The 24,502-nt window shown below is 46.7% G+C and carries 27 protein-coding genes; 13 read left to right on the forward strand and 14 right to left on the reverse strand.

The features are described 5' to 3' along the window. Positions 1 to 20: 20 nt before the first annotated feature. From ACJJIQ_RS19510 to ACJJIQ_RS19520, 3 genes are all read left to right on the forward strand, one after another. Positions 21 to 344, forward strand: coding sequence for a hypothetical protein (locus tag ACJJIQ_RS19510; protein WP_445362786.1), 324 nt, complete (start codon positions 21 to 23; stop codon positions 342 to 344). Between the two features lie 22 nt (positions 345 to 366). Continuing rightward, positions 367 to 765: a hypothetical protein gene (locus tag ACJJIQ_RS19515; protein ID WP_445362787.1), complete on the forward strand. Its 399-nt coding sequence runs from the start codon at positions 367 to 369 to the stop codon at positions 763 to 765. A gap of 153 nt (positions 766 to 918) precedes the next feature. Next, complete coding sequence (locus ACJJIQ_RS19520) at positions 919 to 1,332, forward strand: hypothetical protein (protein ID WP_445362788.1); 414 nt, start codon at positions 919 to 921, stop codon at positions 1,330 to 1,332. Between the two features lie 514 nt (positions 1,333 to 1,846). Here the strand turns inward: ACJJIQ_RS19520 and ACJJIQ_RS19525 are convergent. The 3 genes from ACJJIQ_RS19525 to ACJJIQ_RS19535 form a co-directional block, all read right to left on the reverse strand. After that, positions 1,847 to 2,566 (reverse strand): methyltransferase domain-containing protein, encoded by a 720-nt coding sequence (locus tag ACJJIQ_RS19525; RefSeq protein WP_445362789.1) that lies wholly within the window; start codon positions 2,564 to 2,566, stop codon positions 1,847 to 1,849. A gap of 1,111 nt (positions 2,567 to 3,677) precedes the next feature. After that, positions 3,678 to 4,073, reverse strand: a complete 396-nt coding sequence (locus ACJJIQ_RS19530) for an SEN1984 family lipoprotein (RefSeq protein WP_445362790.1) — start codon at positions 4,071 to 4,073, stop codon at positions 3,678 to 3,680. 626 nt (positions 4,074 to 4,699) lie between these two features. Further along, complete coding sequence (locus ACJJIQ_RS19535; RefSeq protein WP_445362791.1) at positions 4,700 to 5,641, reverse strand: IS1595 family transposase; 942 nt, start codon at positions 5,639 to 5,641, stop codon at positions 4,700 to 4,702. Positions 5,642 to 6,545: 904 nt separating this feature from the next. Between ACJJIQ_RS19535 and ACJJIQ_RS19540 the strand changes: the two genes are divergently transcribed. From ACJJIQ_RS19540 to ACJJIQ_RS19555, 4 genes are all read left to right on the forward strand, one after another. Continuing rightward, on the forward strand, positions 6,546 to 7,343 hold the full coding sequence (locus tag ACJJIQ_RS19540) for a hypothetical protein (protein ID WP_445362792.1): 798 nt from the start codon (positions 6,546 to 6,548) through the stop codon (positions 7,341 to 7,343). Between the two features lie 101 nt (positions 7,344 to 7,444). After that, positions 7,445 to 7,882 carry a DUF1810 domain-containing protein gene (locus ACJJIQ_RS19545; RefSeq protein ID WP_445362793.1) on the forward strand — a complete coding sequence of 146 codons (438 nt, stop codon included), beginning with the start codon at positions 7,445 to 7,447 and terminating at the stop codon, positions 7,880 to 7,882. Between the two features lie 384 nt (positions 7,883 to 8,266). Then, complete coding sequence (locus tag ACJJIQ_RS19550) at positions 8,267 to 8,890, forward strand: GDSL-type esterase/lipase family protein (RefSeq protein ID WP_445362794.1); 624 nt, start codon at positions 8,267 to 8,269, stop codon at positions 8,888 to 8,890. A gap of 175 nt (positions 8,891 to 9,065) precedes the next feature. Beyond that, positions 9,066 to 9,194, forward strand: coding sequence for a DUF1810 domain-containing protein (locus tag ACJJIQ_RS19555; protein ID WP_445362795.1), 129 nt, complete (start codon positions 9,066 to 9,068; stop codon positions 9,192 to 9,194). A gap of 37 nt (positions 9,195 to 9,231) precedes the next feature. Here ACJJIQ_RS19555 and ACJJIQ_RS19560 read toward each other — a convergent pair whose 3' ends face one another. The 3 genes from ACJJIQ_RS19560 to ACJJIQ_RS19570 all read right to left on the reverse strand — a co-directional run bounded on the left by ACJJIQ_RS19560 (position 9,232) and on the right by ACJJIQ_RS19570 (position 12,827). Beyond that, positions 9,232 to 10,569: a dicarboxylate/amino acid:cation symporter gene (locus ACJJIQ_RS19560; protein ID WP_282930708.1), complete on the reverse strand. Its 1,338-nt coding sequence runs from the start codon at positions 10,567 to 10,569 to the stop codon at positions 9,232 to 9,234. Positions 10,570 to 10,758: 189 nt separating this feature from the next. Beyond that, positions 10,759 to 11,739, reverse strand: a complete 981-nt coding sequence (locus ACJJIQ_RS19565; protein WP_445362796.1) for a YHYH protein — start codon at positions 11,737 to 11,739, stop codon at positions 10,759 to 10,761. Positions 11,740 to 11,795: 56 nt separating this feature from the next. Then, entirely contained in the window at positions 11,796 to 12,827 is a 1,032-nt protein-coding gene (locus ACJJIQ_RS19570) for a LysR family transcriptional regulator (protein ID WP_445362797.1), read from the reverse strand. 1 nt (position 12,828) lies between these two features. Here ACJJIQ_RS19570 and ACJJIQ_RS19575 point away from each other — a divergent pair, with 1 nt between their 5' ends. From ACJJIQ_RS19575 to ACJJIQ_RS19590, 4 genes are all read left to right on the forward strand, one after another. After that, a complete protein-coding gene (locus tag ACJJIQ_RS19575; RefSeq protein ID WP_445362798.1) occupies positions 12,829 to 13,743 on the forward strand; it encodes a CmcJ/NvfI family oxidoreductase in 915 nt (304 codons plus the stop codon). A gap of 65 nt (positions 13,744 to 13,808) precedes the next feature. After that, positions 13,809 to 15,140 (forward strand): aldehyde dehydrogenase family protein, encoded by a 1,332-nt coding sequence (locus ACJJIQ_RS19580; protein WP_445362799.1) that lies wholly within the window; start codon positions 13,809 to 13,811, stop codon positions 15,138 to 15,140. Between the two features lie 34 nt (positions 15,141 to 15,174). Further along, positions 15,175 to 15,972, forward strand: coding sequence for a prolyl hydroxylase family protein (locus tag ACJJIQ_RS19585; protein ID WP_445362800.1), 798 nt, complete (start codon positions 15,175 to 15,177; stop codon positions 15,970 to 15,972). 106 nt (positions 15,973 to 16,078) lie between these two features. Beyond that, entirely contained in the window at positions 16,079 to 16,720 is a 642-nt protein-coding gene (locus ACJJIQ_RS19590) for a DUF6058 family natural product biosynthesis protein (RefSeq protein ID WP_445362801.1), read from the forward strand. A 42-nt stretch (positions 16,721 to 16,762) separates the two neighbouring features. Here ACJJIQ_RS19590 and ACJJIQ_RS19595 read toward each other — a convergent pair whose 3' ends face one another. Then, a complete protein-coding gene (locus ACJJIQ_RS19595) occupies positions 16,763 to 17,410 on the reverse strand; it encodes an SOS response-associated peptidase family protein (protein WP_445362802.1) in 648 nt (215 codons plus the stop codon). Positions 17,411 to 17,424: 14 nt separating this feature from the next. Next, positions 17,425 to 17,673 (reverse strand): hypothetical protein, encoded by a 249-nt coding sequence (locus tag ACJJIQ_RS19600; protein ID WP_413663771.1) that lies wholly within the window; start codon positions 17,671 to 17,673, stop codon positions 17,425 to 17,427. A gap of 312 nt (positions 17,674 to 17,985) precedes the next feature. On the opposite strand from ACJJIQ_RS19600, the gene ACJJIQ_RS19605 reads away from it, so the two are divergent. Continuing rightward, positions 17,986 to 18,969, forward strand: coding sequence for a right-handed parallel beta-helix repeat-containing protein (locus ACJJIQ_RS19605; protein ID WP_445362803.1), 984 nt, complete (start codon positions 17,986 to 17,988; stop codon positions 18,967 to 18,969). A 78-nt stretch (positions 18,970 to 19,047) separates the two neighbouring features. On the opposite strand, the gene map is transcribed toward ACJJIQ_RS19605, so the two are convergent. Together map and ACJJIQ_RS19615 are read right to left on the reverse strand one after the other, a co-directional pair. After that, positions 19,048 to 19,791, reverse strand: coding sequence for a type I methionyl aminopeptidase (gene map, locus ACJJIQ_RS19610; protein ID WP_445364832.1), 744 nt, complete (start codon positions 19,789 to 19,791; stop codon positions 19,048 to 19,050). Positions 19,792 to 19,825: 34 nt separating this feature from the next. After that, a complete protein-coding gene (locus ACJJIQ_RS19615) occupies positions 19,826 to 20,032 on the reverse strand; it encodes a ParD-like family protein (RefSeq protein ID WP_413663773.1) in 207 nt (68 codons plus the stop codon). Positions 20,033 to 20,183: 151 nt separating this feature from the next. Here ACJJIQ_RS19615 and ACJJIQ_RS19620 point away from each other — a divergent pair, with 151 nt between their 5' ends. Continuing rightward, positions 20,184 to 21,887 (forward strand): phytoene desaturase family protein, encoded by a 1,704-nt coding sequence (locus ACJJIQ_RS19620; protein WP_413663774.1) that lies wholly within the window; start codon positions 20,184 to 20,186, stop codon positions 21,885 to 21,887. 43 nt (positions 21,888 to 21,930) lie between these two features. Here the strand turns inward: ACJJIQ_RS19620 and ACJJIQ_RS19625 are convergent, their stop codons facing one another. The 4 genes from ACJJIQ_RS19625 to ACJJIQ_RS19640 form a co-directional block, all read right to left on the reverse strand. Continuing rightward, positions 21,931 to 22,506, reverse strand: coding sequence for an OmpA family protein (locus ACJJIQ_RS19625; RefSeq protein ID WP_445359187.1), 576 nt, complete (start codon positions 22,504 to 22,506; stop codon positions 21,931 to 21,933). Positions 22,507 to 22,592: 86 nt separating this feature from the next. Continuing rightward, positions 22,593 to 23,240, reverse strand: coding sequence for an HAD family hydrolase (locus ACJJIQ_RS19630; protein ID WP_282930693.1), 648 nt, complete (start codon positions 23,238 to 23,240; stop codon positions 22,593 to 22,595). A gap of 14 nt (positions 23,241 to 23,254) precedes the next feature. After that, on the reverse strand, positions 23,255 to 23,620 hold the full coding sequence (locus ACJJIQ_RS19635; RefSeq protein WP_282930692.1) for a hypothetical protein: 366 nt from the start codon (positions 23,618 to 23,620) through the stop codon (positions 23,255 to 23,257). A gap of 44 nt (positions 23,621 to 23,664) precedes the next feature. Further along, positions 23,665 to 24,411: a 16S rRNA (uracil(1498)-N(3))-methyltransferase gene (locus tag ACJJIQ_RS19640; protein WP_445362804.1), complete on the reverse strand. Its 747-nt coding sequence runs from the start codon at positions 24,409 to 24,411 to the stop codon at positions 23,665 to 23,667. Between the last annotated feature and the right edge of the window lie 91 nt (positions 24,412 to 24,502).

Consider the following 24,502-nt stretch of genomic DNA (forward strand, 5'->3'; position numbering starts at 1 on the left):
TGATAAAGGAGGGTTATAAGGTGAAGTACCCTCCACAAATTGGAGCAATGCCCTCCAGAGCACTCACTCGTTTACTCCGGGCCCAAAGAATTTCCCATCGCACCTTTCAAAATGAAACGGCCTCTTATCGACTATCTGCTCCCATAGAGAGGCTTCGAAATGAGTTCGGCTGGCCTATCATCAGCCAATGGCGCGAAGAGCGTACTTTAGACCCCACTGGGCGCAATGCCCGCTACTGTGTGTACTACCTGCCTTCAGAAGAAATCATGCGCGCGGGAGAACAAGGACAAAAGTATGCTTTTAAGGTTCTGACCTGGGAAAAACGGCGAAATAGCGAGAAATGAGATGGCTAGGAGCCGACTAAAAATGAGGAAGAAGGGCGCTTCACCACCCTTTTTCCAGCTATACCATCGTTTATTAGACCTTCCAGCCTACATTGCACTTCCACACCCAGCCAAGTCGCTACTTATGGACATGGCAAGGCAGTATAACGGGCGCAATAACGGTGATTTTAGCGTAACTCTAAAGGTTATGGGTTCAAGAGGTTGGACTTCTAACAGCACCCTTAGAAGAGCGCTCAAGGCCCTTATAGATGTGGACCTGGTAATGCTTACCCGGCAAGGTGGCCTCAACAAATGCAGCCTCTATGCCTTTACATGGCTTCCCATTGATGAATGTGCAGGCAAGCTCGAGGTAAAACATACAGCAGCACCACCTATTCCACTCGCAATGCACTCCTCAATACAAAACTCCCAGTCCCGCTAACGGACTAGCCAGGGCCCTCACAAGGCCCTATTCTCCGCAACCCAGTTCTCTGTATGGCTCTCAGACGGTCTAGCCTCAAATACTTCTGATATCCACTCAGGGCTCTCTGAAGGGCACCTTTATACATATCTGCCATGTTAGGACACCTACTTCATGCACTTGCTAAAAGCCGACATAACACCCGTACTGATACTTGCAGGAATTATCTGGGCATGCTGGCACTTTGATATCAGGGGACCTTGGAAGGACGAAGTAACTGTCCAGTTTGAGCAAAAGAAGTGTGATGACAGAGAGGAATGTAAGTGGGCCCACATCCCAAGGAGAACTTTTAAAGTCAATGAATCGACTGGAACAGTGTTATCTTGGGAAACAAGTGAAGGCTGGCCAATAAATGAACACAAGGATTGTAAAATAATCAGCCGAAAGCATTGGCAATGCGGAAAAGAGAATAATTTCGGCTTGAATGAAGGGGTTTGGGTATCAAGTAACGGCGAGTTTTATCGCTCAATTCCCAAGACCCAGTGGTGGATACTGCATCTTGTTGAGTCAGAAGTTCATCAACAATAGTTACGTCACACTGCTGTCACAGTTCCCCTGAATAAGCAGCAGTTAAAAACAGCTTAAGCCAATCAATTAATACTTACAAATCAATAAGTTACATAAATTGCCCCTATTGTGAAGTATGGTGTATTGTTAATCAAAGGCGATTGAAAATCCCCGTGTCGGTGGTTCGATTCCGCCTCCGGGCACCATATCCAAAAGCCTCATCCGCAAGGATGGGGCTTTTTTTATGCCCCTAAAGCAACCCCTCAGCCAACGCCATGTCTCGCACTAAAGCCCAACCCTTAAGGGTATCCTAGCGTTAAACTACATTGGCACTTCAACCGATACAAAGCCAAAACTTGCGCTAGGGACTAGCAGAAAAAGCAGCCCGATAATCGGCGCAACTTTAAGAAACTAAAAGAAAGCAGATTCCATGTATAGTCTTAAATAGTGTTGCCCCGATTAGCGCCCTTACCTTCAATTCACATTAGCGACAACATCTAAGAAGTGAACTATAGGCAAACTTAACTCTTTACACTCAGGGGTTTTGAGCAACAAAAAACATACCAGGCTTGAGCGGCCCAGGAAGAGCCGAGGAGATAATATTAAAAATCTTCCGCTTATCATTTTTTGAGAGGACATTTTTATTTGAGTGATCTGAAAATCTATAATCAAAATGGTTTTCATATCTAAACTTTAGCAGACTAAAGCCTAGCTCTGCCAAATAAAAACTCAATTCTTTTTTGGTATACTCACGGAAATGCCCTGGGTTGTTATGATTTTCTCGGATCAACTCATATGGATTTCTACCAAATATAATCTTCAGCCTTTTATGTAGAGCAACGGCATTGGGCGTTTGTATTATAATAACGCCCCCTTTATTTAGAAGAGTCTTAAGAAAGCCTAAAACCTGACTTGGGGAAGTATATAAATGCTCAATAACTTCAGAAAATATTATTATATCGTATTTAGGGACATCCCTTCTCCACAATGACCTATCTCTACAATCATTTAAATTAAAATTAAAGTGACGGGAGATAGAGTTATCACTTTCGCGCTCAAGACCTAATGTGTCTACATTTTGAAACTTACTGATCAGGACTTCAGTAAAATCAGACCTACCAATATCTAAGATTCGAAACCCATCTTCATGATAATGACTAACGGTATCAAATAAAATTTCAAATCTAGGGAAATGATATCTCAAGTATCCACTAAGAGCTCGCCTTTCGAGCAGACCATATAATTCTTCAGCCATAAATATCCGCTTTAACACAACATACAATTTATCATAGTATCAGATTATTTCTAGCAATAAAGATAACTTGGCTATATTAATTACAGTTATTAATGGCGTGTAAATGGTACAATCGAATTACTTGGGTGCATATTTTTATTATTCACTCTACACCATTACCGAGTCATTCTTTATTTAAACATAATGACAAGATAAACTCTTCCCAACCTTCCATCTTTGTTTGTGATAATAAAAATCAAATAAAGTTAAAATAATCACAAGCTACGCCGCTCAAGGAAGGCCGGATCATGAATTGAAAGCAGCAGCCGATATGAACTTGCATTCAGTATAAGGCACAAAAATTTCATCTACTTTCAGAAAAAATGACTCCAATACAACTAAAAAAGAAAGAAAATATAGGACAACTTTTGGATAACTTTTTGAGAATAAAGAAAAGCTCAATCTTAATTTCAAAAATAATAATCCCCTACATACGATAAATTCAAACCTAGACTACTACAATAACCGACACACATGATGATAACGAAGAAGACCAACTGACTATATATCAGGCAGTTTCCACACCAACAAGCCAGGAGTTTCATGGAAATTCATTCCAGCCATCTGCTTTGAAAGAACGATACCAGATCGTAGCTCCCAATGAATAGAGTTATTCAGCTCAGTCGTTTTTACTATAATTTGTGAGAATACTTATATCTCGCTATTGCATCTGCGGCATGGGGTTCAGATTAATTTCGTCATGAAGGTACTTGATCGTGAACTGAAAAGCGCTGACTCTAAATAAACTATTAAACGAATGAAACTAAAGAAATATAAAAACCGCTCAGTTGCTAAATAATTTATCACTGAGGGCTTTCAAGGAAAATGTTTAAGTACTTGCGTTCGCTGAAGTTTCTAGCGAGTATGCTTGCGTCAATTATACTGACAATCTAAGTATTACTTTCCGCGTGACCCACTAGTTCAGCATAAATATACTTGAAACCCGAAGGTCTCAGGTTTCAAGTAATCAAATGGGGATACACCTATATAGAAAATTGGGATTCAGAAAAATAGCCAGCTCTTTTACGATAACGTGAAGTGCCGGATGAAAAACCAATTTCCTAAGGCCTCTCTAGTTATTAAAAACACCTGACTTGCTGCTGATATCAGATTCTGACATGTTATATTTTTTGACTACATCGCCCTCAAACATAACTACGAGTTGTTTTTGTGTTCCTGATGTAGAACCCCCAAACCAACCTACAACGGGAACATAGCTCACTGCGTCAACTTGGCTTTCCGTCAAAAAATAGTGCCAAATTTCTTTCCCACTATCAGTGTAGCTGGTACTATTCGGAGATCCAAACATAGACTTAATATCAGATTTAGTGGTTACACCTTCCGTAATTTTTTCTTGAACACTAGTTTCACTTTCCTCTTTTAGAGCCTGATTACCACCAGAAGAAGCACATCCACCAATAAATATTGCAAGAAATGAAGCTAATACTACATTTTTTTTATTTATCATTTTTAATTTCCAACTTGAGGTTTAAGAAGGCGCGAATCTTAAAACAAACAAAAATCGAAGAACAGATGATTAAAAAGCACAGCTGTGCCATTCAAATCGAAAATGGAGCTTTCGCCCCACTTAAAGCGTTTTTTTGACTAAAAAAAAGCCAAATCACATAAAATTATAAGGAATAAGCTATACGTAAGTACCAAGCCTGTAAGATTTTGTAATTCAATACACTATAAGAGCGTCTACCGAATAGTTATTCTAGATTTAGCGCACCTCTAAAAATTAGACAATTTAAAATATTCTGAACTAGATAGAACTACTATTAAAGAGTTTTTAACATCTGGCGAAATACATTCGCCTTATGAAAGGCCTATTTTTATAAAAACTTTATATCTACATCTAGCTTAATATACAACACACTCAACACGCGAAAACAACCTGTCTACTTTTGGAATAACTAATACGGATAAGAATCATGAAATACCCACTTTCGGATATCAATTCCATCTTAAAACGTAAATATATAGTGCTCAGAAGTACAAATAATTTATGCCAACTTTATCAATATACCGAACTACTGAAGTAGTCGAGAAGAAAATGAGGAAGTTAGGTATATAAGATTTCCTAATTACCACTTATGCTAAGCCAATTTTTAGCAACCTTTCTGGCATCGGTGGTGTCCGAAGAGAGACGTAAATCAATCTTGGAATGAGTGCCGACAAATCAAACCTCCGATTAAAGCGATATTGAAATTCTGCCAAATAGCGCTGTGCATATTTCGGCCTAATAGCATGGTAAGTGCTACGTAGCGCACTCTTTAAATTACCAAGTACTGTATTTACCCAATAGAACTCAGGCTCTTCAACAGAAGCTCGGCCACCACCACAAACAATTTTGTCATGTGCACAACCGGCCTCCTTAATGGCATTGAAGCATGGAAGACCATCTGAGATGACTGTGCTGCCACTGCAAAGGTACTTTTTACTCCAGGTTGAAATTTCACTGCTTTTGAAGCCCTTGATAATTGAGAGCTTAATACGGGTTGGGCGTCCCTCCTTGGTTGTTTCAACGGCCGCCACAAAGGGAGTTTTACCCTTGGCTCCGCGCCCGGGCTTGCATCCAGTACGCTCACCACCGAGATAGGCATCATCTAGTTCAATAAAACCGGACAGTTTGTATCGTTGGTCTCGCTCCATCATCACTTGCATGAGTTTCTGCTTCATACGCCATGCTGCGTTGTAAGAGATACCTAGATGTCGAGATAGCTCCATAGAGGAAATGCCCTTCTTATCCTGAGTAATCAGGAAAATACCGAGAAACCAGGTGGTGAGGGGGAGCTTCGTGGAGTCAAAAATTGTACGAGAGGTAATCGATGTCTGACGCCGACAATGGTTACATTGCTTAAGCTTGCGATAAGCGAGGTCGCAATGCTTGTCATGCCCGCAGTGAGGACAACTAAAGCCATTGGGCCAACGCCACTGCGACAGTGCATCGAAGCACTGTTCCTCGCTGCCGTACATTTTGAGGAATTGGGTCAAACTAATACCCTTCTGAAACTGTACCTTGTTGCGAGCCATGGCGTATTCCCTTGCAGATCAACGAGATAGCTGTATTTATATACAGTTACGCATAACTTAGCAAGAGTGGTAATTAGGTAAGATTTTAAAGTAAGCAGGAAAAACCTAAAAACCAAGTAACAGTAAGACTTTGATACTCACTAGACTAAGAAAAGCAATGAGAGATGTTACAGATAAAAGAATTAAATCTGCATGGACAACAAACATAAATTAATACGTGAATATGAGGTAACCACAGCTGATATGCATACTTCATAGGAGTTTGCATTACTGTATGACTATACTCGAAAAATTTTGTACGGACAGCTCTTTTATATCGATAAGTTTAAGAGCACACTGGAGGCGATGGGCTACCTTAGTTTAGCTCTTTGGCAAGCATCAATCGCTAAATATCTAGGAGAGCATTGTGCATGTACCTGGATTCATGGGAGGTAACCAGGGCAGAGTTCTCGCTCGAACCATTGGGCTTGTGCGTGACTGCATTAATATTGATATGGTGAATTTAGTTTTCGGCAGACGCCGATTTGTTGAGTTATTCAGCCTAATTTCGCTAGCCTTATAAATAAAGGAATAAAATAACTATGAATCTTTATCTAGGGTGACTGAAAAGTGCAATGGCTCCCACTAGCTCAGAGATCTCCTGCAACCCTTTACCACAGCCTGATCCTAAGTATTTAGTGGGGTTCGATTGTAATTGCAGTCTATCGGGCTGCCTCCCATGCCCAGGCCGGTGGGCACTAATAAATATATACACCACACTCACTGTCTAGACCCACAAATAAATTTTTTAATACACGCTTTTTGTAGTAAAATATTCTAATGGGTGCTTTTTTCTGCATCAAGTGCAGGCTCAACAAAGCCATCAATAATAGATAAATTCTTGCTTTATATCAGAGGTATGTAGATGTCAGCGGGAAAGCCCAATAAAAATATTCATATTATCTACGGGAGCATTCTCGTTTTAATTGTGTTGAGTTTTTGCTTTTTGCTATATAAAAGTGAAAAAATTGGCTCTTTACGTATCAAAGTAGGAAATAGCGAGCTAGAACTACAAGTGGATGGTAACAACAGTGCAGTTTCAATTAGAGCTGTACTGGACAAACTCTTTCAGGACGAAGAAGCTCGGCGTGAATCCAAGGCGTTACTTAAAGAGTTTGGCAATTTCTATTTACCCACAGATCCTGAATTAATTGGAGAAATTGAAAAACAACCTATTAAATCTGATGTTTCTCAACGTTTGCGCGAGCTTCTCTATGGATTGAAAGGGCCTTTTGATCGACAGGCTCACAGCTACTACGATATCAAAAGTGTGCAGGTTGTCGATGCGATTAGAGATTTGGAATTTAACCACCCGGTGTCTAAAGGCCTACGAGAGATGCTAATTTACAGACGTGGCCCCTTTGAAGAAAGATCTAAAGAAGTACTGCTAAGCGTTCCCGCAGGCAATAGTATTCCATCAGGAAGAGCGGCATCCTGTCGCGGCAATGATTTTTTCAGGCGGGAAATTCGTATTTTTAATACTCAGCGAACAAATTCAATTTCCGTCTTTGTCAGCGGTAGTTTTCCTTGTACTGCTGACACTTCCAATGACATACATCGGCTAATTCAACTTTCCTATGCCGATATGAAGAACCTATTGGGAGATTCTCCAGTGGGAGCCAAGGAGCCCGCCCTTGCTGAGATCATGATGAATATCAATTAATTGGTGGAAGTTCAGCCGTCAGGCAGTTCATCCTCTCGCATTCATCCTTATTGCTGCTAACCTTGGGCCTGCAAAGGAATAAGAATAAAGGGAATCAAAGCATGGCCCAACCATTTCACCTTGAGCGTTTTGTGACGGCGCAAGAAAGCTCTTATGAAAGTGCCCTGAGTGAGTTACATAGCGGCCATAAGCGCTCCCACTGGATGTGGTATATATTCCCCCAGATCTCCGGCCTGGGGCACAGCGCGACATCCGAACATTTTGCAATTAAAAACCTGGATGAAGCCCGGGCTTACCTGGAGCACCCTGTGCTCGGCCCCAGGCTCAAAGAGTGCTGCAAGGAGTTATTGCAACTGAATAATTACTCCGCTTACCAGATATTCGGCTCACCGGATGATGTAAAACTTAAGTCATCCATGACGCTATTTTCTATCGCCGATCCCAAAAATAAGCTATTTGATGAGGTGCTGGAAAAATACTATGAAGGACAGAAGGACCTTCGTACTTTCGAGATACTGAAAGTTCCTGTCCAACATTAGTTGCCCGCAAGGATGGGGCTTTTTTTATGATCGAAAGGCTGGATGGCAATCATGATCTAAACCACTATATTGGCGTATAAGCTATAGTATCCATACTCACAGAATCTACCACTCTACCCGTATTAAATTTTCCTCATCATTTTAAGCCAAACCGATCAGCACCTCTTTCCCCCCTCCAAAGAAACTGTAAATCTACAACCCACCTTAGAACTCTCTCCATTCGATTTCTAATTGTTTTTTAACAAGGCTATTCCTACTCCAGTCTTGAACTCTCAACTTTTCGAAATCACGATTTGATACTAATCAATACAACCTGGACTTGGTCGATGTCTATAATGGTAACGGCAAATAAAATCCAAAGTTCAGTCAAATTAGCGACTTTCTATGGCACGAAGAGTCCCCAAAAAAATTGTCTTTATTGGCTCCAGTTCTATCTATGGAAAAGGTGATACAGAACTAGGCGGATTTGTTCAACGATTCCGGTTTCGGTTCGAAACTTTAGATCCCCATAATATAGTTTACGCTCTGGGAATATTCGGAGAGAACGCGAACTCTTTAGCCATAAGACTTTCCCGAGAACTGCCTCCAAGAAGGCCACACTTAATCGGGATATATCCTGGTTTCAATGATATTTGCCGCATCGGGGGGCCAAAGGCTGAGAACTCTGTAGCGCTGGACTCTTTCCGTCAAACAGTGCGACAGATATTACAGACGTCTAAAACCATCGCGCCGTCATTCCTAATGACAGGTATTCCGTTCGATGAGCAACGAACTACTCCCTTTCGGAATAGTGATAGCTATTTCTATCAGGCTGATGCGGACCTTTATAACCAAGCTATGAGAGAATCTGCCACTGCCGAAATGATCCCCATACTGGAGTTTGACAATTTATGGCGAGATCAGGAATTTATTACCCTTCTCTCAGAGGATGGCCTCCATGCAAACCCCAAGGGACATCAATTACTGTATGAACAGACTTGGGGTTTTATCTCTAAAAATTATTTTTAGTATTTATACATATTTTTAAACCAGATAAATTCTGATAAAATATAATGACTAGTACGATATTAAATAGCTTATATTTATTTTTTCATTTTATAAAGATCACCCATACTTTACATATGCCACTTTTTCTCTATTTCAAGCTTCCTTTAGATACAATAGAAGTAATTAAGATTTAAAGATGAAATATTCTATGGACTTATTCGCATTGGCAGAAGAGGGTAGAACTTTGTTTGATACAGTCCTGGAGAAATACTACGAGAGTCAAAAAGACCCTCGTATTCTGGAAATTCTAGGTATGCCGCAATAGAAACCGGGAACCCTCATTTAAGCCATCACTTTAACAGTCAGGCCGTTTGGGCGGCTTCCTCCTCCAGGTTGTCACTGCCTAACAAGCGGTCCATCACCAGACAGGCTGTCAGATCCCCGGTCACATTGACTGCTGTACGGCACATATCGAGAATCCGATCCACCCCCAGAATCAGCGCAATACCTTCCGGTGGGACACCAATACCGGCCAGAATAGTAGCAAGGATAACAATACCCACTCCGGGAGTACTGGGAGACCCAATAGATGCTCCCACAGTGGTCACGGTGAGACCAACCAACTGTGCAGTGGTTAAGTCAATGCCATATACCTGAGTTAAAAATACCGCGGCAATCACCTGATACAGCGCTGTGCCATCCATATTCACAGTAGCGCCCAGGGGCACAATAAATTTGGCGATGGATGGTTTTACTCCCAGGGGACTTTCTGCAACTTTCATTGACAGCGGCATTACCGCAGCAGAGCTGGATGTGGAGAATGCCAGCAGCTGCACTCCGCTAATTCTCTGCAAAAATGTGATCGGGCCGACGGAGGTCACCAGGGAAACAATTATCAGGTAAAAGCTGAGAAGAATAAGTAGCCCCAGAATCACGGTGCCCACGTACACGGACATCCCGAGAATTGCAGTGAGACCGACGCGAATAGCAATATCTGCCAGGAGGCCAAATACGGCCAGGGGCGCAAACAGCATGGCCCAGCCAACTACCTTAAGTGCCACCTCCTGAATAATGCCAAAAGCGTATACCGCCGTTTCCCGCTGCTTTTGCGGCAACAGCATCACTGCAACACCAATAAAAATCGCATAGACCACCAGCTGCAACATATTGCGCATGGCGATACTTTCGTTGAGGTTGGCGGGAATCAATTCAGCAATACGCTCGGGAAGCGGTTTGGACTCCATAACCTGGGGCGCGCTCGCAACCTGCAACTCGGTGGCGGCGCTGAGCAGGGACTCATCGATATAGTCGCCGGGTTGGATCAACTGGACCAGGATAATCCCAATAATCACCGCAACGGTGGTAGTGCCTACAAAGTAGGGGGCGATGCGCAGCCCGACCCGTTTAAGCTGACTGACATTCCCGCTGCCACTGAGCCCCAGGATGATTGAGGACATAATCAGCGGTATCACCACCATCTGGATCATATTCAGAAAGATGGAGCCCGGCAGCTTAAACCAGCTGGCCAATGCCGCACTGAGATCCTGGCTCACCAGCGCGGCCCCTTCAGGAGATAGCAGCAGGCCGACAGTTAGCCCCAGGATCATGGCGACCACTATCTGCATCCACAGGCGAGTGCGCACCAGCACACCGAGGGATTCCACCATTCGGATCAGATAGAAATTTGTACCATTGCTCATTGTTGGTATTCCGGATTACCTGAAATAGTTAGAGGCATTATCTCCCAGGGCCATTAAGGAAACCTGACGGTCAGATCAAGTCCTGGACTTATAAGGCAGTTATTCGACGCCATTTATTGATATCAATACCAAAGAGAGCGCTGAGGCTCTCTTCATCTTTCACTATTTAAAGCAACAATTGGGCCTGAGTTAACGCCTGGGTGATCCGGGAGGTCCCCGGTGGGAGAAATCGCACTGGCTTTGATTGCCGGCCAGGGCACAACCTCTCTCCCCTTTTAGGCAATGCAGGATATCGTTTTCTGCAGCGAGGTTGGCGTGGTAGTGGTAGCCCAGGTCGGCAAACTCGTGGCCACGGCATTCGTCCAGGTCATCGGGCTCGCGGCCATCGGCATTCTCCCGCGCATAGATCAGGTAGCCATCTATGGCGACACCGACAATCGCTGCATGGCTTGCGGCAGATGGGTAGGCTTGGCTGCAACCCAGGGCAGCATGGTAGTGATAGCCCACATGGGGGTTTACATGACCACCACAGGCATCCACTGGCGCTAAGGTGTGTGCACCTAAAATTGCGCCGATAGGCGCGGCGATATCAAATTTAGCCCCATTAAAAGCGACTCCATAACCGGAAAAACCATCGGGGTTCTGCTTTGACTTGGCCTTCTCAGGCTGTACGGGGATCAGGTAGCGGGTATGAAAATCCGGGCCCATATAGCTGGCCAGGCACTCCACGCAGTAATTGTTGTATTGCGGTGCCACATCAGGCCGCGCGGCCATCTCGCAGGCCTGCTTCGAATCGGTAACCTTTATCGCCCCGGTTTTGGGATCATATAGGCTCCATTTTGGATCAGAGAAAAAGGTCGCGGCATTTTTAACGAAAGGTCCATCAATCGGCACTATCTGCTGCTTGATAAACATCATGCCGCCAGACGTAATTGGGTCGACAACATTGTGTGGGCACCAGGGCCCCATTTTATGTTTGGGTTCAGCCTTTACCACAATCATCCAGCATTGGGTCTTGCGCCCCTCAGAGAGGGTGCAATCCACTTTTTTAATTTCCTCAACCAATGCGTCCTTGGCAAATAAGTGGGGGATACCCACTTGCTCGGTAAAATCGGTATGAGCGTAAACAGAAGCGCTTAAAAATATCAGTAGAAAAAATGCTGCACGCATGGCGACCACTAGCTGAACCCTTGGAATGCTCAAGTTTAGCAGCGCTGCCTCCCTCGCTAATTACTGGGAAATTGTTGTGCTAACAGGGCGCGAATCCACTTGTGCAAAGGGTCCTGACTGCTGCGGGTATGCCAGGCGGCAATCACATCAAATCCCGGGGGCTGTTCGATAATAGGCAGTGTTTTGAGGCGGGGGTCAGGCAACAGTCGCGAGGGCAAAAAGGCAACGGTATTGGTAGAGGCAATGCACTCGGCTGCGGCGGCAAAAGAGGGGACAGAAAGCACCACATTGCGCTCCAAACCAAACTGCTCAAACCAACTATCCGCCATGCCCCGCAGATCTCCCCTGGAAGGTGATACCACCAGCTGTGGCAATGCCGCCAACTCTTCCATTTCCAAAGGCTGATTGGCGCTGTGCAGCATATCGGTGTGCTGACAACATACACAGACGTAGTGCTCTCGATACAACAACATGCTGGGACTGTTATCCGGCACAAATCCCGGCGTGCTAAACACCAGATCCACTTCACCGGTTTGCAGTTGCTGGGCCATGCGATCAATCTCCAACTTAAGCACCACGACTTTTATATCCGGGGCCTGCTGACGCAGTTGCTTGAGGAGAACTGGCAGTACCACCCGTTGCTCAAAGTCCGTTGCACTGATGGTAAAGATGCCCCGATGCTGTGCCGGATCAAATTCATCCGTACGCAGCAGCGCCGCGACATTATTCAGGATCTCATCCAATTTGGGAGCCAGGCGCTCGGCCAGGGGGGTGGGAATAACACCGTTGCTGGTGCGAATAAAAAGCCGGTCATCAAAGATTTCCCGCAGGCGTTTCAATTGTTCACTGACTGTTTGCTGGCTCACACCCAGTTGGTCAGCCACCCGGGATAAGTTCAGTTCCCGCAAGATAGCGTTCATTAAGCGAAGTTGACGTAACTCCAGCCTCTCCAGTGGGTTCGCCCGATGATTTCTGCTCAAACCTGTATCACTCACAACTGTTACTAGGTTTTCATTGTATCCACGTAACCCTAGCATTGTGAGTAGATTGGCCCGTATGGCATCCACTTCGGTGGGGGGAGAGTTCACTATGCAAACCGCAGCCCGATCCTCCTTTCAGGATCAATTAGTTACAGCAATTATTCACTACGCTGATCCCAGTAGCGATCTGGTGTACGACAAGCGTTCAGAGGGCCCAGGGCCCGCCAATCTGGTCGAGAATGTTATTTCCCAGCAGGTTCACATCTACGATGGTCGCGCCCTGAAAACCGCCGGGGAGCGTTTTCGTATCGATACCCAGGGATTTGAGCTGGTACGCCCTATGCTCGGCATTAACCTGCGCCAGCTGGATGATGCGCTACACGCGCTGGACCAACCCTCAGGGAGTGGCCCCAGCCCTGAGGAGCGCGACCAGTTGATTCGCACCCAATGGTATCCAGCCATTGAATCCTGGATAGCCGCTCACCTGGGTGCAGCAAAGGTACTGACCTTTGACCACACATTGCGAGCCCAGCCATCGACTGATGCGACACCAGAGCTGAGCCGCAGTCGCCGATCCCCGGTGAAACTGGTGCACAACGACTACACACCCTGGTCCGCGGAGCGCCAGCTAAAGGAAACCCTGGAGGCCCGGGGGTACAAGCCATCAGATTATCCGCGCTACCAGTTTATTAATCTCTGGCTGCCCCTATTGCGCCCGGTGCAGGAGTCGCCGTTGGCAATGGTGGACCTGCGCACTGTCGCCGCCAGTGATTTCCACAATATGCGATTAATTTACCCAGAGCGAAAAGGGCAGATTTCGGTGTTGAGTTTCAACCCGGTTCACCGCTGGATTTGGTTTAGCGATATGCAGCCCGGCGAAGGCATTTTACTGCGGGTCTTCGATAGCCAGCACCGAGGCGATGTAACCGGTGTTCCCCACTGCGCTTTCGACCTGCCGGGAAGTGCAGGGGCTCCACGCAGAACCAGCCTGGAAATTCGCACAATTGTCCTGTTTGACCAATAACACCAACGCTTTTAAGAAAACACCCGGCCACTCAATAAAGTGGCCGGATTGAGTGAGACCTCATTATGGAAAATATACTTCGATCGATTGATCCACTAACCGGAGAGGCCATCGGATCGTTACCTGTCAGCAAGCCCCAAGATATTCAGAACATGGTGGAGAAAGCCCACAAAGCGCAGCGAGTGTGGTCGAGAAAATCTCTTCAGGAGCGGGTACAACTACTTCAGCAGGCTTACACAAAACTGAATGCGGAAGAGGGAGAGCTGGCACAACTTATCAGCCGTGAAATGGGCAAAGATGCCCGGCGTGCACAATATGAAGCCGGCGGCGTAGTCCAAGGCGGTGCCTGGTTAGCGGGGGATGCCGGAGAAGCCCTGCGGGCAAAACGCAGTGGCGGCAGCGAAATTCAATATCGACCACTGGGCGTTGTTGCGGTTATCTCCCCCTGGAATTATCCACTTGCCATGGCCAATAACCTGATTGTTCCCGCCCTGGTCGCCGGCAACGCTGTGATTTTGAAACCTTCAGAAGAATCGCCATTGGTCGCTGACTTATTGGTGAAAACACTCAATCAAACCCTGCCCCAAGACATTTTACAAATTGCTCACGGCGATGGCGCCACCGGTGAAGCCTTGGTGAAATCCCCCATCAATATGGTCGCCTTTACCGGATCGCGAACAACGGGCCAAAAAATTATGACCAATGCCGCTCCGGCATTGAAACGCCTGGTTATGGAATTGGGTGGCAATGACCCGATGATCGTGTTGCAGAGCGCCAATATTCCCCAGGCGGCACAATTTGCCGTTGGCTCCAGTTTTGAGAATTCAGGCCAGATGTGCACCTCCACAGAGCGTATTTATGTGGACGAAAAAATTGCCGATAAATTCGAAAATGCCGTGGTGGCATTGGCGAAGCAATATCGTGTCGGCGGGTGGCAGGAGCCACAGGTGGATATCGGCCCCTTGGTTAATCACCGCCAACACCAAAAGGTGGTGGAGCATATCCACGATGCCCTGAATAAAGGCGCAAAGCTTCTTTTAGGGGAGCGCGATCCACAGGTGCCGTTTATTCCGCCCACAGTTATCAGCGGTATTCGACCGGGCATGCTGGTGGAAGATGATGAGACTTTTGGGCCTATCGTAGCCATCGACCGCTTTAGCTCAGTAGACGATGTGGTCGAGCGGGCCAATAACTCTGTTTACGGTCTCGGTGCGGTTGTGTTTGGTGAAAGCAAACAGGCCGAGCAAGTCGCCAGCCAGCTGCAAGCGGGAATGATTGGCATCAACCAGGGCGCCGGCGGCTCACCTTGGGTAGGCGCCAAGCAAAGTGGCTTTGGCTTCCACGGTGGAGCTGAAGGGCACCGGCAGTTTGCCCAAATTACCGTTTTAAACCGCTAAGTCTTTTAAAAGTTTTTCTATAGAAGTACAGAAGATGTCCACGACTGAAAGTATTGATACTGTCACCCACCTGGATGACTTTTTTGTTATCGCCCGCGAACCCGGAGCAGAACACCCGGCTCTACCCACCTGGGCTACTCGCAGTAAAAACCCGGCGGCGCTGGCCGATCAAGCACCGCAACCGGTTTCACGACGAGATATCGCCGAGGTACCCGGAGCCTTCCAATTGCTCAATGTCTTTTCAAAAGAGGAATGCCAACGGCTCATTGATATCACTGAAGCGGTGGGTTATTTACCGGATGCAGCCGTCTCCCTGCCCCGGGAGGTCCGCCATAACGACAACCTGACCTGGGTGGTTGACGAGGTTACAGAGCGGCAGATCTGGCAGCGATGCCGAGACCTGGCGCAGGACTTAAATGGCTACTTTGGTGGAAGAGAGGCTGTCGGCATCAATCGGCGTTTTCGCTTTTATCGCTATGGTGAGGGAGATTTCTTCCAGTTCCACACCGATGGCGCCTGGCCCGGTAGCCGCATTGACAACAACCAGTTGATCACCAATGGCTACCCCGATCGCTATAGTGAAATGACGTTTTTAGTACTGCTGAGTGAAGATTTTGAAGGTGGTGCAACCCGATTCAGGGTGAATGCAGATGATCCCCTAAAACAACCCAGTCGGGACTCTTTATTAGACATCGATGTCCGCACACCTGCCGGAGCCGTACTGTGCTTCCCCCATGGAATGCATCCCTTACACAGAATTCACAGCTCTACTCCAATCACCCGAGGAATCAAATATATTATTAGAACGGATATTCTCTTCCTGCAGGAATAAATTCTCCAAGACCTGTTGAAAGGGAAAAGATGCTTCGGCTCACATCGAAATATTAAGTGCTCCAGGCGCTAGAATTTCATTCGATTTCTACCTTGGAGCACATTCAGTGGAATTGCTTAATTATCTGGATAAACACTTCCTAACCAAAGAACAGCTTATTCAGGCTACTCAAATCAGCGAACTACAATTGCAGCGCTACCAGGATAAGGGTGTTATGCCAAAGCCCTCTTATAAGCTCAATATTCAATGGGACTGTGAATCCTTTTTTGGACCCCACTCCGAAAAACAGACAGTTGAGTACTTTGCAAAAGGCTACGCCAGCTGGATTGGTATCATAGAGGCTAAGCAAGACTTTAACTCTATTTATCAGTGCTTTGCTAATCGATACATAGCTAAGACAGCTCAATTGCGAAATTTAGGATACGAATCCAGCAACCCAAAATTTTCATCCGGAATTTCTCAACATATCGAAGAAGAATGGCAACACTTTATTGAGGGGACTTATGGATTATGTACTCGCAGTGGCCTGCCAGAAGATATAGCAGCAAAGGAGCTGGCTAGCACAGAAATCAATGCACTTCTTGCTCAAGATAATTTAAACCAAAAACAAATTCATCGGCTTAATCGCTTTGTAGATCTTCTAGATGAAACCAGCGCATACTTTGCACCTCACGAAAGAAGTATAAGTTCAAGAACGAATCTAATTGATATACCGCGCAGGGAGTACAATTTAGGTTATGCAATTTAAATTTTTCTATACCCCAATACCCCAATACCCCAGGGAAAATAATTATTCAATTACGGGGATAGGGTCCCCAATATACTCCGTAGAGGTTGCCCTCAGCAAAGGATGAGCCGTAAGCATTTTTCCCGAGTACTCAATGGATGGTTTCAGGTATGGGCTAAAATCTTCTGTCGACCCCGTACAATTTAACCAGGACTCTACAAAATCTGGGCGATTGGGCGCAACCATGGGAAGTGACTTTTCATGATAGCGCTTAGTGGCTGGGTGAGAGTCCAAAGTAATGATTGAGCAACTGAGTAAATTTCCCCAGATTTTATACAAACCACAAAAGAAAAAAGGCTCACCATAACTGAATTCCACCGGATTTTTACCACCTTGGCTTTCCACCCAGGCTGTAGCGGGTATTAAGCAACGAGACTTGCGATATTCCGGTCTGGAGTCCAGTTTCTTCCAATTACTGTTGATGGACCAGTATTTTTTATGGGGCCGCCAAGTATCACCATGCCTTTCAAGGTAGAGATGCCAAATGGCATTTTCTATTTGAGCAGCACTCTTCCGAGTAGTTACGATAGACACCTGCTGGGTGGGCCTCCGGCGTCTACCGTAAATCATATGTCCGGCACCTCGAATACCATAGGTATCGAGAAAGCGCTCCATACCCGCATGATCACTGACATCAAAGACACTACACACCCAGAGCCTCCCACTTATCCCGCTGAACTGGTTTTCTCAGTATATTCGGACAGCCACCTTAAATTACTCTCAATCCCTCTCATCTGGCACAAGGTTAACTCCAATTCCTTGCGTAAATCCACTCCCACAGCAACAGAAAACCGACGTACGTACTTTTCATAGTTCAAAATACTAATCGCGTACATAGGGCGGTTGTCGTAACTGGATCGATAGCGGCAGATACGAATCGGCTCACTATCAAAAACTATAACTCTGGGGCGCATAATCAACCACTCAATATACTGTATAAAAATACAGTATATCTTGGTTTCCTGTGGATCTGTCAAGGAGACAATAAATTAACGCCACCACTTTCACTATTCGGAAAAAATACATTTTACCTTATGAGGACATAAATGAGTCTCTGGCGCATTAATCCATTAATAGCTTATTAAATTTTAAATCCTTATAACTAGTAAAAAATAAATTTCAATTATGTATTATTCAAAAGAAATAAAGTTCTCTAGGTTGTACAAAATATGCATGCTGAACACTATAGATAGCATGGAAATTATAACGCCCAATAGGTTCGCACTATGAAAATACATCACGTTTATGCAACTACTATATTCTTAGGATTTTTTATTCCACTTTTCGCAAAAGCAGTTGAGTGTGGCGATACTATTACTGCTCCAACCACGCTGACAGAGGAGCTTATCTGTGAGGTAACAGACGCAGATCAAGTCGTTTTAACTGTGGAAGGGCCATCGGGCTCACTTGACATGAATGGCTATCGCATAACCTGTGTTGGCGCTGACTCTAGTCAGTCAGGTACAGGCATTCTGCTCAGCGGAACTAGTGCACAATTATATAATGGGATGATTTTCGCCTGCACAAAAGGCATTGTGGCCAAAGGGAATGGATCACATAGCATTTACTCTATGATGATTGAAGATAGTTATGACGACATAATTTATATAGAAACCAATCACACCGTAGTGAAAGACAATACTCTTATCGGAAGTGTACCTAGTACCGGCGATGGCATAGATATTCAAGAGGACTTTAATACAGTAACCCAAAATTTTATTGCAGGCGGACTGCCTGATAGTGATGGCATCAAGCTGAATGGGGTTTTTAATAATATCAGCCATAACGACATAAGTGGCTACCTTGGTGAAGGTATCGAAGTAAATGGACAATTCACCAATGTATTTTCAAATACTATTTCTACTGTTTCTAATGGAATTGCCGTAGGGGGGGGTAATGAGGACGATAATGCCGACTTCTCCATCATTTCACAAAATCATATTACCTCTAATTTCAACTGGGGTATTCCTGTACGCCAAACCTCTAATACGGTGATCACACAAAATACAGTAGAGAAAAATTCAGGAGGTGGTATTGGTATACTTGACGATAATAGTGAACTCAATAAAATTATTGATAACATATCCCAGGACAACTCTGATCTCAATTCCTTCGATTTAGAGGATGAGAGTGACCCCGGTGATTGCACTGGTCCTAATACCTGGAGACTGAATACTTTTGATACGGCAAACCCTAGCTGCCTAAAATAAACTAAGCAAAAAATGGATAGTGAGGATATCTGCTACCTCGCTATCCACCGTTATTTATCTAAAGCTCATCATCAATCACTATTTAACTCCAGAAACTCGTTCTTCATCCCTTAGCGTTAATACTTCATAACCGTCACCGGTTACCAAAATCGTATGCTCCCATTGAGCAGATAGCTTTTTATCCTTAGTTACTACAGTCCAGCCATCTTTCTTAAGTTTAGTTTTACGATTTCCCTGATTGATCATGGGCTCAATGGTAAATGTCATTCCCTCCTGCAAAACTTCACCGGAACCAGGCCGCCCAAAGTGAAGAACCTGCGGGGCCTCGTGCATCTCCCGGCCAATACCGTGGCCACAATATTCCCGTACGACACTGAAGCCGTTGCGCTCGGTATGGCGCTGGATTGCATTGCCGATATCACCAAAAGTAACTCCCGGCTTTACCGTGGCAATACCGGCCCACATAGCTTCATAGCAGGTGGTTACCAATTTTCTGGCAATAGGGGTCACGGTACCGATGCTATACATTTTGCTGGAATCCGCGATATAGCCAGATTTCTCCAAGGTAATATCCACATTGATGATATCTCCCTCCCGCAGTAGCTGCTTATCACTCGGCATGCCGTGACAGACTACTTCATTGACTGAGGTGTTCAGGGCGTAAGGATAATCATATTGCCCCTTGCTGGCGGGGCGGGCATTGAGTTCATTGACAATAAATTCTTCTACCCGCTCATTAATTTGCATTGTCGAGACCCCCGGTTCAATAAAGGAGTCCAGCATGGCAAATACGCGGCTCAACAATTGACCCGATTGGCGCATTAAATCCTGCTCATCAGGAGTCTTTATTTTTATTTCACTCACGTGTCAGCTCTTCCAGGGTTAATGCCTGATTACGCAGCAACTTCTTACACAAGTCGCTGTAGCTTAATTCCGGGTTCAGCTCCGCCAGCATCCCAATCTTGATCCAGTACTCCGCCTGGGAATTAATTGAACGGGCCATCACCGTACTGGCCTTGCGAATCTCATCGTGTAGCTCATCGGATATCTTGACGATGCCCATAACTATTACCTTGATATGCTTTATATACAAATTGTATACGTTACATATAAAAGCGCACAATAGATATACAGAATATTAATATGCAACTTATTGCATAGCTCGATAGGGGGCGCTATGGTTGAGGAATAAAAACAATAGTGGCGAGGCCATCATGACAGAGACCCCCGAGAAGAAGCGCAGTGCCCCAAAACCAAGCCGGCTGCGTATTGGTCGGCGCTATCGCCCGAGTCGCCTAGAAGGCAATTACGACGCCATTATCATTGGCTCAGGCATTGGCGGTCTGACTTGTGCTGCGATGCTCAGTGCCATGGGCAAGAAAGCACTTGTCCTTGAGCAACACTACACTGCCGGGGGATACACCCACGCCTATGACCGCAATGGTTATGAGTGGGATGTCGGCGTCCACTATATCGGCGATGTGGGCGAACACCCCACCATGACCCGCAAGATCTTCGACTTTATTTCCAATAACCAGTTGCACTGGGCGCCAATGGACAGCACCTATGACCGCATCTGTATTGGCGATAAACAATACGACCTGAAAGCCGGCCGCCAGCAATTTATCGATGAGTTGGTCAGTCACTTCCCCGATGAGCGCGCGAATATCGAGGAGTATCTGCAGCGGCTGAATGTGGTTGCCAAAGCCATGCAGCGACTGGCAATGGAAAAAATGCTGCCCTCCTGGTGCGGACCTTTTATTCGCCTGTGGAGAAAGCTGCGCGAACCCGCCTGGCTCAATAAAACCACCCGCGAAGTTCTCAGTGGAATCACCAGCAATGAAAAGCTGATCTCTGTGCTGACAGGGCAGTGGGGTGATAATGGCATGACCCCATCCGAGGGCAGCTTTATTATTCACGCTCTGATCGCCAAACATTATCTCTATGGCGGTTACTATCCTGTCGGTGGCGCCAGCAAAATCTCCGAAACGATTATTCCCCAAATCCAGGCCAGTGGTGGAGATGTATTTACCTATGCCAAGGTGGAAACCATCCTGATGAATGGGGATCAGGTTCGCGGTGTAAGAATGTCTGACGGACATGAAATCGAAGCACCATTAGTTGTCTCCGGCGCAGGGGTATTTAATACCTTCGAGAAGCTGTTACCGCGCAGTACCAGTGAGCGCATGGGATATATCCGCGACCTGGACACCGTCAACCGCTCCATGTCTCACCTGTGTCTGTATATTGGCTTGGAGAAAACTGCGGAAGAATTAAACCTGCCCAAGACCAATTACTGGATCTATTCCAGCGATCAGTACGAAGAGGATATGCAGGCCTTTATCGACGATCAGGATAAGGAAATACCGCTAGTCTATATTTCGTTCCCGTCTGCGAAAGACCCCACCTTTACCCAGCGCTACCCGGGCCGCGCCACCATCGAAATTGTGGCACCGGCCAACTACGATTGGTTTGCCCAGTGGCACGACAAGCCTTGGGGCAAGCGGGGAGATGATTACGAGGACCTGAAGGAGGCATTTAGCCAGCGCCTACTGGAGCATTTGTATAAGCATATGCCGCAGTTGCGTGGGGAAATTGATTACTACGAGCTTTCAACCCCGTTATCCACGGATTATTTCTGCTTCTATCCACGGGGTGAAATCTACGGACTGGATCACGATCCCAACCGCTTTGAGCAATCCTGGCTAAGACCCAAAAGCCGAGTCAAAGGGCTCTACCTTACAGGGCAGGATGTGATGAGCTGCGGCGTAGCCGGTGCAATGATCTCCGGTATGCTCACGGCGCAGAGTATTATTGGACTGCGTCAAACCGGAAAGTTGATGAAGAAAATATTTTCCAACCAAGCCCCAAAAGCGCCGGTAAATTCCAGTGAGGAACTGGGTAATGCCTCTAGCTGAGACACTATCCTAAGCTAGCTCTTCACCTGCAAGCTGTTCGGGGTTAGCGCCTCGGCAGTTTGCTGGGAACACGATCAAAATTTAGTACCCGGATCATCAGGCGGCGGTTCTCCCGCTTGCCTTTCTCTGTCTCATTATCCGCAATCGGATCAGTATCGCCGTAGCCCTGGGCTTCCATACGGTCAGCGGAGACGCCCCGCTCTATCAGGAAATGCTTTACCCAATCTGCTCTGCGCTGGGACAGGCTGAGATTCTTCTTCGCATCGCCGCCACTGTCTGTATGCCCCTCAATGGAGATTCGCATCTCTGAAAAATCGCGCATGATCACCAGCAAGGCTTCCAGATCGGCAATGGTTTCTATGCGGGGGGCAAAACCGCCGGGATCGAACTCCAGGCGCAGGCGGAACGTGTCTCCGATGGACCGATTATTTCCCCGTAAAAACCTCACCAGCTCATCGGCAAAGGGGGCCGCTTTTCGGGCAGTCTTCTCACTGTCACCTGACTGTATTCCATCGACAGGCTCGAGCGTATATTTCTTTGGGGATTCGGACTGGTCACAGCCCACCAGAGTAAAGGCCAATAAGAATAGGCAATTGGCAGACAAGAATTTACCCGCCATAGGTACAGCTTCCGGTTTCTCGACGTCAAATTCAGTGTAGAACAGCAAAAGCGCTGATCAACCGGAAGCCCCGGCCGCTGTGGCCATTAAATAAAGTTGAGAACTGCCATCATATCTGTGACTACCCGGGCACCCTGCTGTTCCAGCTGGGGGCCCCGCACTGGGTGAGCGCTGTAGCCAACCACGCGCATACCTGCAGAGACGGCCGCAGAGACACCGGCAATGGAGTCCTCCACCACTAGACAGCGCTCCGGTGCCACCCCCATGGCATCTGCCGCGTGCAGGAACAGCTCTGGCCAGGGCTTGCCCCGGGATACATCGTCGGCACTGAAAATACGCCCGTCAAAATAATCGTACAAGCCGGTCTTATTCAGTGTCAGCTGCATTTTCTGGTGAGAGCCCGAGGAGGCCACGCAGCTGCGCAGACCCAGCTGTTGCAGTTGGTCGAGCAGGCCTTCAATACCCACAACCGGCTGTAATTCCTGCTGGAAAGCCTCGCGGATACGCCGCTCCGTATTGCCAAAATAATTATCCGGTAGTGGTCCGCCAAAGCGCTTCTCGATTTCCACCAAGCAGTCCCTGGCCGGGCGACCGCTGAATTGCTCGTCCAGTTCCTCGGCGGTGGTCTGCAAGCCCAGGCGATTCATTTCTTCTGCCAATATGCGACAGACGATGCTCTCGCTGTCTACCAGCACACCATCACAGTCAAAAATAATTAAATCGGTAGAAGACATGGGAACCTACATCGTTAACGCGCAGAGAGCAGCATCAGGCCGAGGATGACACCGATGACGCCGCTAATACGCAGGAAATTTTCATTGCCACGGGAAATTTTAACCGCTAATTCTTTGCCCCGCTCAAAACCAATTTGCAGCATATAGGCACCACTCAATAGCACCAGTACACCGAGGGCATTGAACAAAATATACCAGTGGCGAGTGTCTGCAATTAGTAAAAGGATCAGGCCAATAATAATTCGCGCCCAGGCGGAGAGGGCATAGCCGGTTTCGTTAAGCCGTTCGCTGAGGCTTTGTGCCAGTTTCGGCTTGGCAATAATCGCCAGTGATAACACAACGATGACAATGCCCAACAACCAGATAAATGCTTTTATCATGCTCTTCTCTCCCTGAATACTCTCGAGTCCATTCCTTCAGTGACTTACAAGTCACCCCATTGAAATTGCAATACCGACAATGCTGCTATCGGCGCTGTCTCAGTGCGCATCACCCTTGGTCCCAAGCGCAGAGGCATAAAATCCTGCGCCAGTGCCGCATCGATTTCCACCTGCGATAGCCCGCCTTCTGGACCTACCAGTAGCAGGGCGGATTCCGGTGTACCGCGCTCCGCCTGCCATTGGCGCAGATCCAGCTCGGTGCGGTGATGCAGTACCAACTTGGCTTGGGGCTCAGCTTCAGCAGATTCACTCTGTAAATACTGCGCCAGCTTTATCGGTTCGGCAATCTCCGGCACCCGGTTGCGCTCACACTGCTCACAGGCACTGATAGCAATCTGGCGCCAGTGACCCAGTTTTTTCTGTAAGCGGTCCCCGGACAGCTTCACTTCACAACGTTCGGTAAACAGCGGCTGTATCGCCGCCACTCCCAGCTCAGTGGCTTTCTGTATCACCCAATCGAAGCGATCGCCACGGGAAATACCGATCGCCAGGGTCAGTGCCAACGGTGACTGGCGATCCTCTGCACAGTACTCTCCCGTGCGTGCGCGCGCTCGTTTGCCGGTCTCGATCAACTCCGCCGTGTACTCACCACCATTGCCGTCAAAAAGCACTAAGGGATGGCCTGCATTCAAGCGAAGTACTTTTACCAGGTGACGGGAAGCCAGCTCATCCAGGTCTACTTCTTGATCGGAAGCCAGAGGCTGCCTGGAAAAAATACGCGGGATGCGCATGGGAGAATCCTATTCAAACACCATAAAAAAGCCGACAGGAATGTCGGCATTTTGCTGGCAGTTAGTTTAGGCATTTATACCCCAAAGGTGC

The organism is Microbulbifer maximicatervae (SeqCode) (genome assembly GCF_052468295.1).

What these genes read in the sequence shown, in the direction of transcription:
- ACJJIQ_RS19600 (WP_413663771.1), bottom strand. Translation starts at nt 17,673, where the DNA reads ATGCGCCCCAGAGTTATAGTTTTTGATAGTGAGCCGATTCGTATCTGC.
- ACJJIQ_RS19535 (WP_445362791.1), bottom strand. Translation starts at nt 5,641, where the DNA reads ATGGCTCGCAACAAGGTACAGTTTCAGAAGGGTATTAGTTTGACCCAA.
- ACJJIQ_RS19560 (WP_282930708.1), bottom strand. Translation starts at nt 10,569, where the DNA reads ATGAGCAATGGTACAAATTTCTATCTGATCCGAATGGTGGAATCCCTC.
- ACJJIQ_RS19545 (WP_445362793.1), top strand. Translation starts at nt 7,445, where the DNA reads ATGGCCCAACCATTTCACCTTGAGCGTTTTGTGACGGCGCAAGAAAGC.
- ACJJIQ_RS19540 (WP_445362792.1), top strand. Translation starts at nt 6,546, where the DNA reads ATGTCAGCGGGAAAGCCCAATAAAAATATTCATATTATCTACGGGAGC.
- ACJJIQ_RS19530 (WP_445362790.1), bottom strand. Translation starts at nt 4,073, where the DNA reads ATGATAAATAAAAAAAATGTAGTATTAGCTTCATTTCTTGCAATATTT.
- ACJJIQ_RS19635 (WP_282930692.1), bottom strand. Translation starts at nt 23,620, where the DNA reads ATGATAAAAGCATTTATCTGGTTGTTGGGCATTGTCATCGTTGTGTTA.
- ACJJIQ_RS19630 (WP_282930693.1), bottom strand. Translation starts at nt 23,240, where the DNA reads ATGTCTTCTACCGATTTAATTATTTTTGACTGTGATGGTGTGCTGGTA.
- map (WP_445364832.1), bottom strand. Translation starts at nt 19,791, where the DNA reads ATGCGCCAATCGGGTCAATTGTTGAGCCGCGTATTTGCCATGCTGGAC.
- ACJJIQ_RS19625 (WP_445359187.1), bottom strand. Translation starts at nt 22,506, where the DNA reads ATGGCGGGTAAATTCTTGTCTGCCAATTGCCTATTCTTATTGGCCTTT.
- ACJJIQ_RS19515 (WP_445362787.1), top strand. Translation starts at nt 367, where the DNA reads ATGAGGAAGAAGGGCGCTTCACCACCCTTTTTCCAGCTATACCATCGT.
- ACJJIQ_RS19585 (WP_445362800.1), top strand. Translation starts at nt 15,175, where the DNA reads ATGTCCACGACTGAAAGTATTGATACTGTCACCCACCTGGATGACTTT.
- ACJJIQ_RS19615 (WP_413663773.1), bottom strand. Translation starts at nt 20,032, where the DNA reads ATGGGCATCGTCAAGATATCCGATGAGCTACACGATGAGATTCGCAAG.
- ACJJIQ_RS19605 (WP_445362803.1), top strand. Translation starts at nt 17,986, where the DNA reads ATGAAAATACATCACGTTTATGCAACTACTATATTCTTAGGATTTTTT.
- ACJJIQ_RS19640 (WP_445362804.1), bottom strand. Translation starts at nt 24,411, where the DNA reads ATGCGCATCCCGCGTATTTTTTCCAGGCAGCCTCTGGCTTCCGATCAA.
- ACJJIQ_RS19550 (WP_445362794.1), top strand. Translation starts at nt 8,267, where the DNA reads ATGGCACGAAGAGTCCCCAAAAAAATTGTCTTTATTGGCTCCAGTTCT.
- ACJJIQ_RS19575 (WP_445362798.1), top strand. Translation starts at nt 12,829, where the DNA reads ATGCAAACCGCAGCCCGATCCTCCTTTCAGGATCAATTAGTTACAGCA.
- ACJJIQ_RS19565 (WP_445362796.1), bottom strand. Translation starts at nt 11,739, where the DNA reads ATGCGTGCAGCATTTTTTCTACTGATATTTTTAAGCGCTTCTGTTTAC.
- ACJJIQ_RS19520 (WP_445362788.1), top strand. Translation starts at nt 919, where the DNA reads ATGCACTTGCTAAAAGCCGACATAACACCCGTACTGATACTTGCAGGA.
- ACJJIQ_RS19525 (WP_445362789.1), bottom strand. Translation starts at nt 2,566, where the DNA reads ATGGCTGAAGAATTATATGGTCTGCTCGAAAGGCGAGCTCTTAGTGGA.
- ACJJIQ_RS19620 (WP_413663774.1), top strand. Translation starts at nt 20,184, where the DNA reads ATGACAGAGACCCCCGAGAAGAAGCGCAGTGCCCCAAAACCAAGCCGG.
- ACJJIQ_RS19580 (WP_445362799.1), top strand. Translation starts at nt 13,809, where the DNA reads ATGGAAAATATACTTCGATCGATTGATCCACTAACCGGAGAGGCCATC.
- ACJJIQ_RS19555 (WP_445362795.1), top strand. Translation starts at nt 9,066, where the DNA reads ATGAAATATTCTATGGACTTATTCGCATTGGCAGAAGAGGGTAGAACT.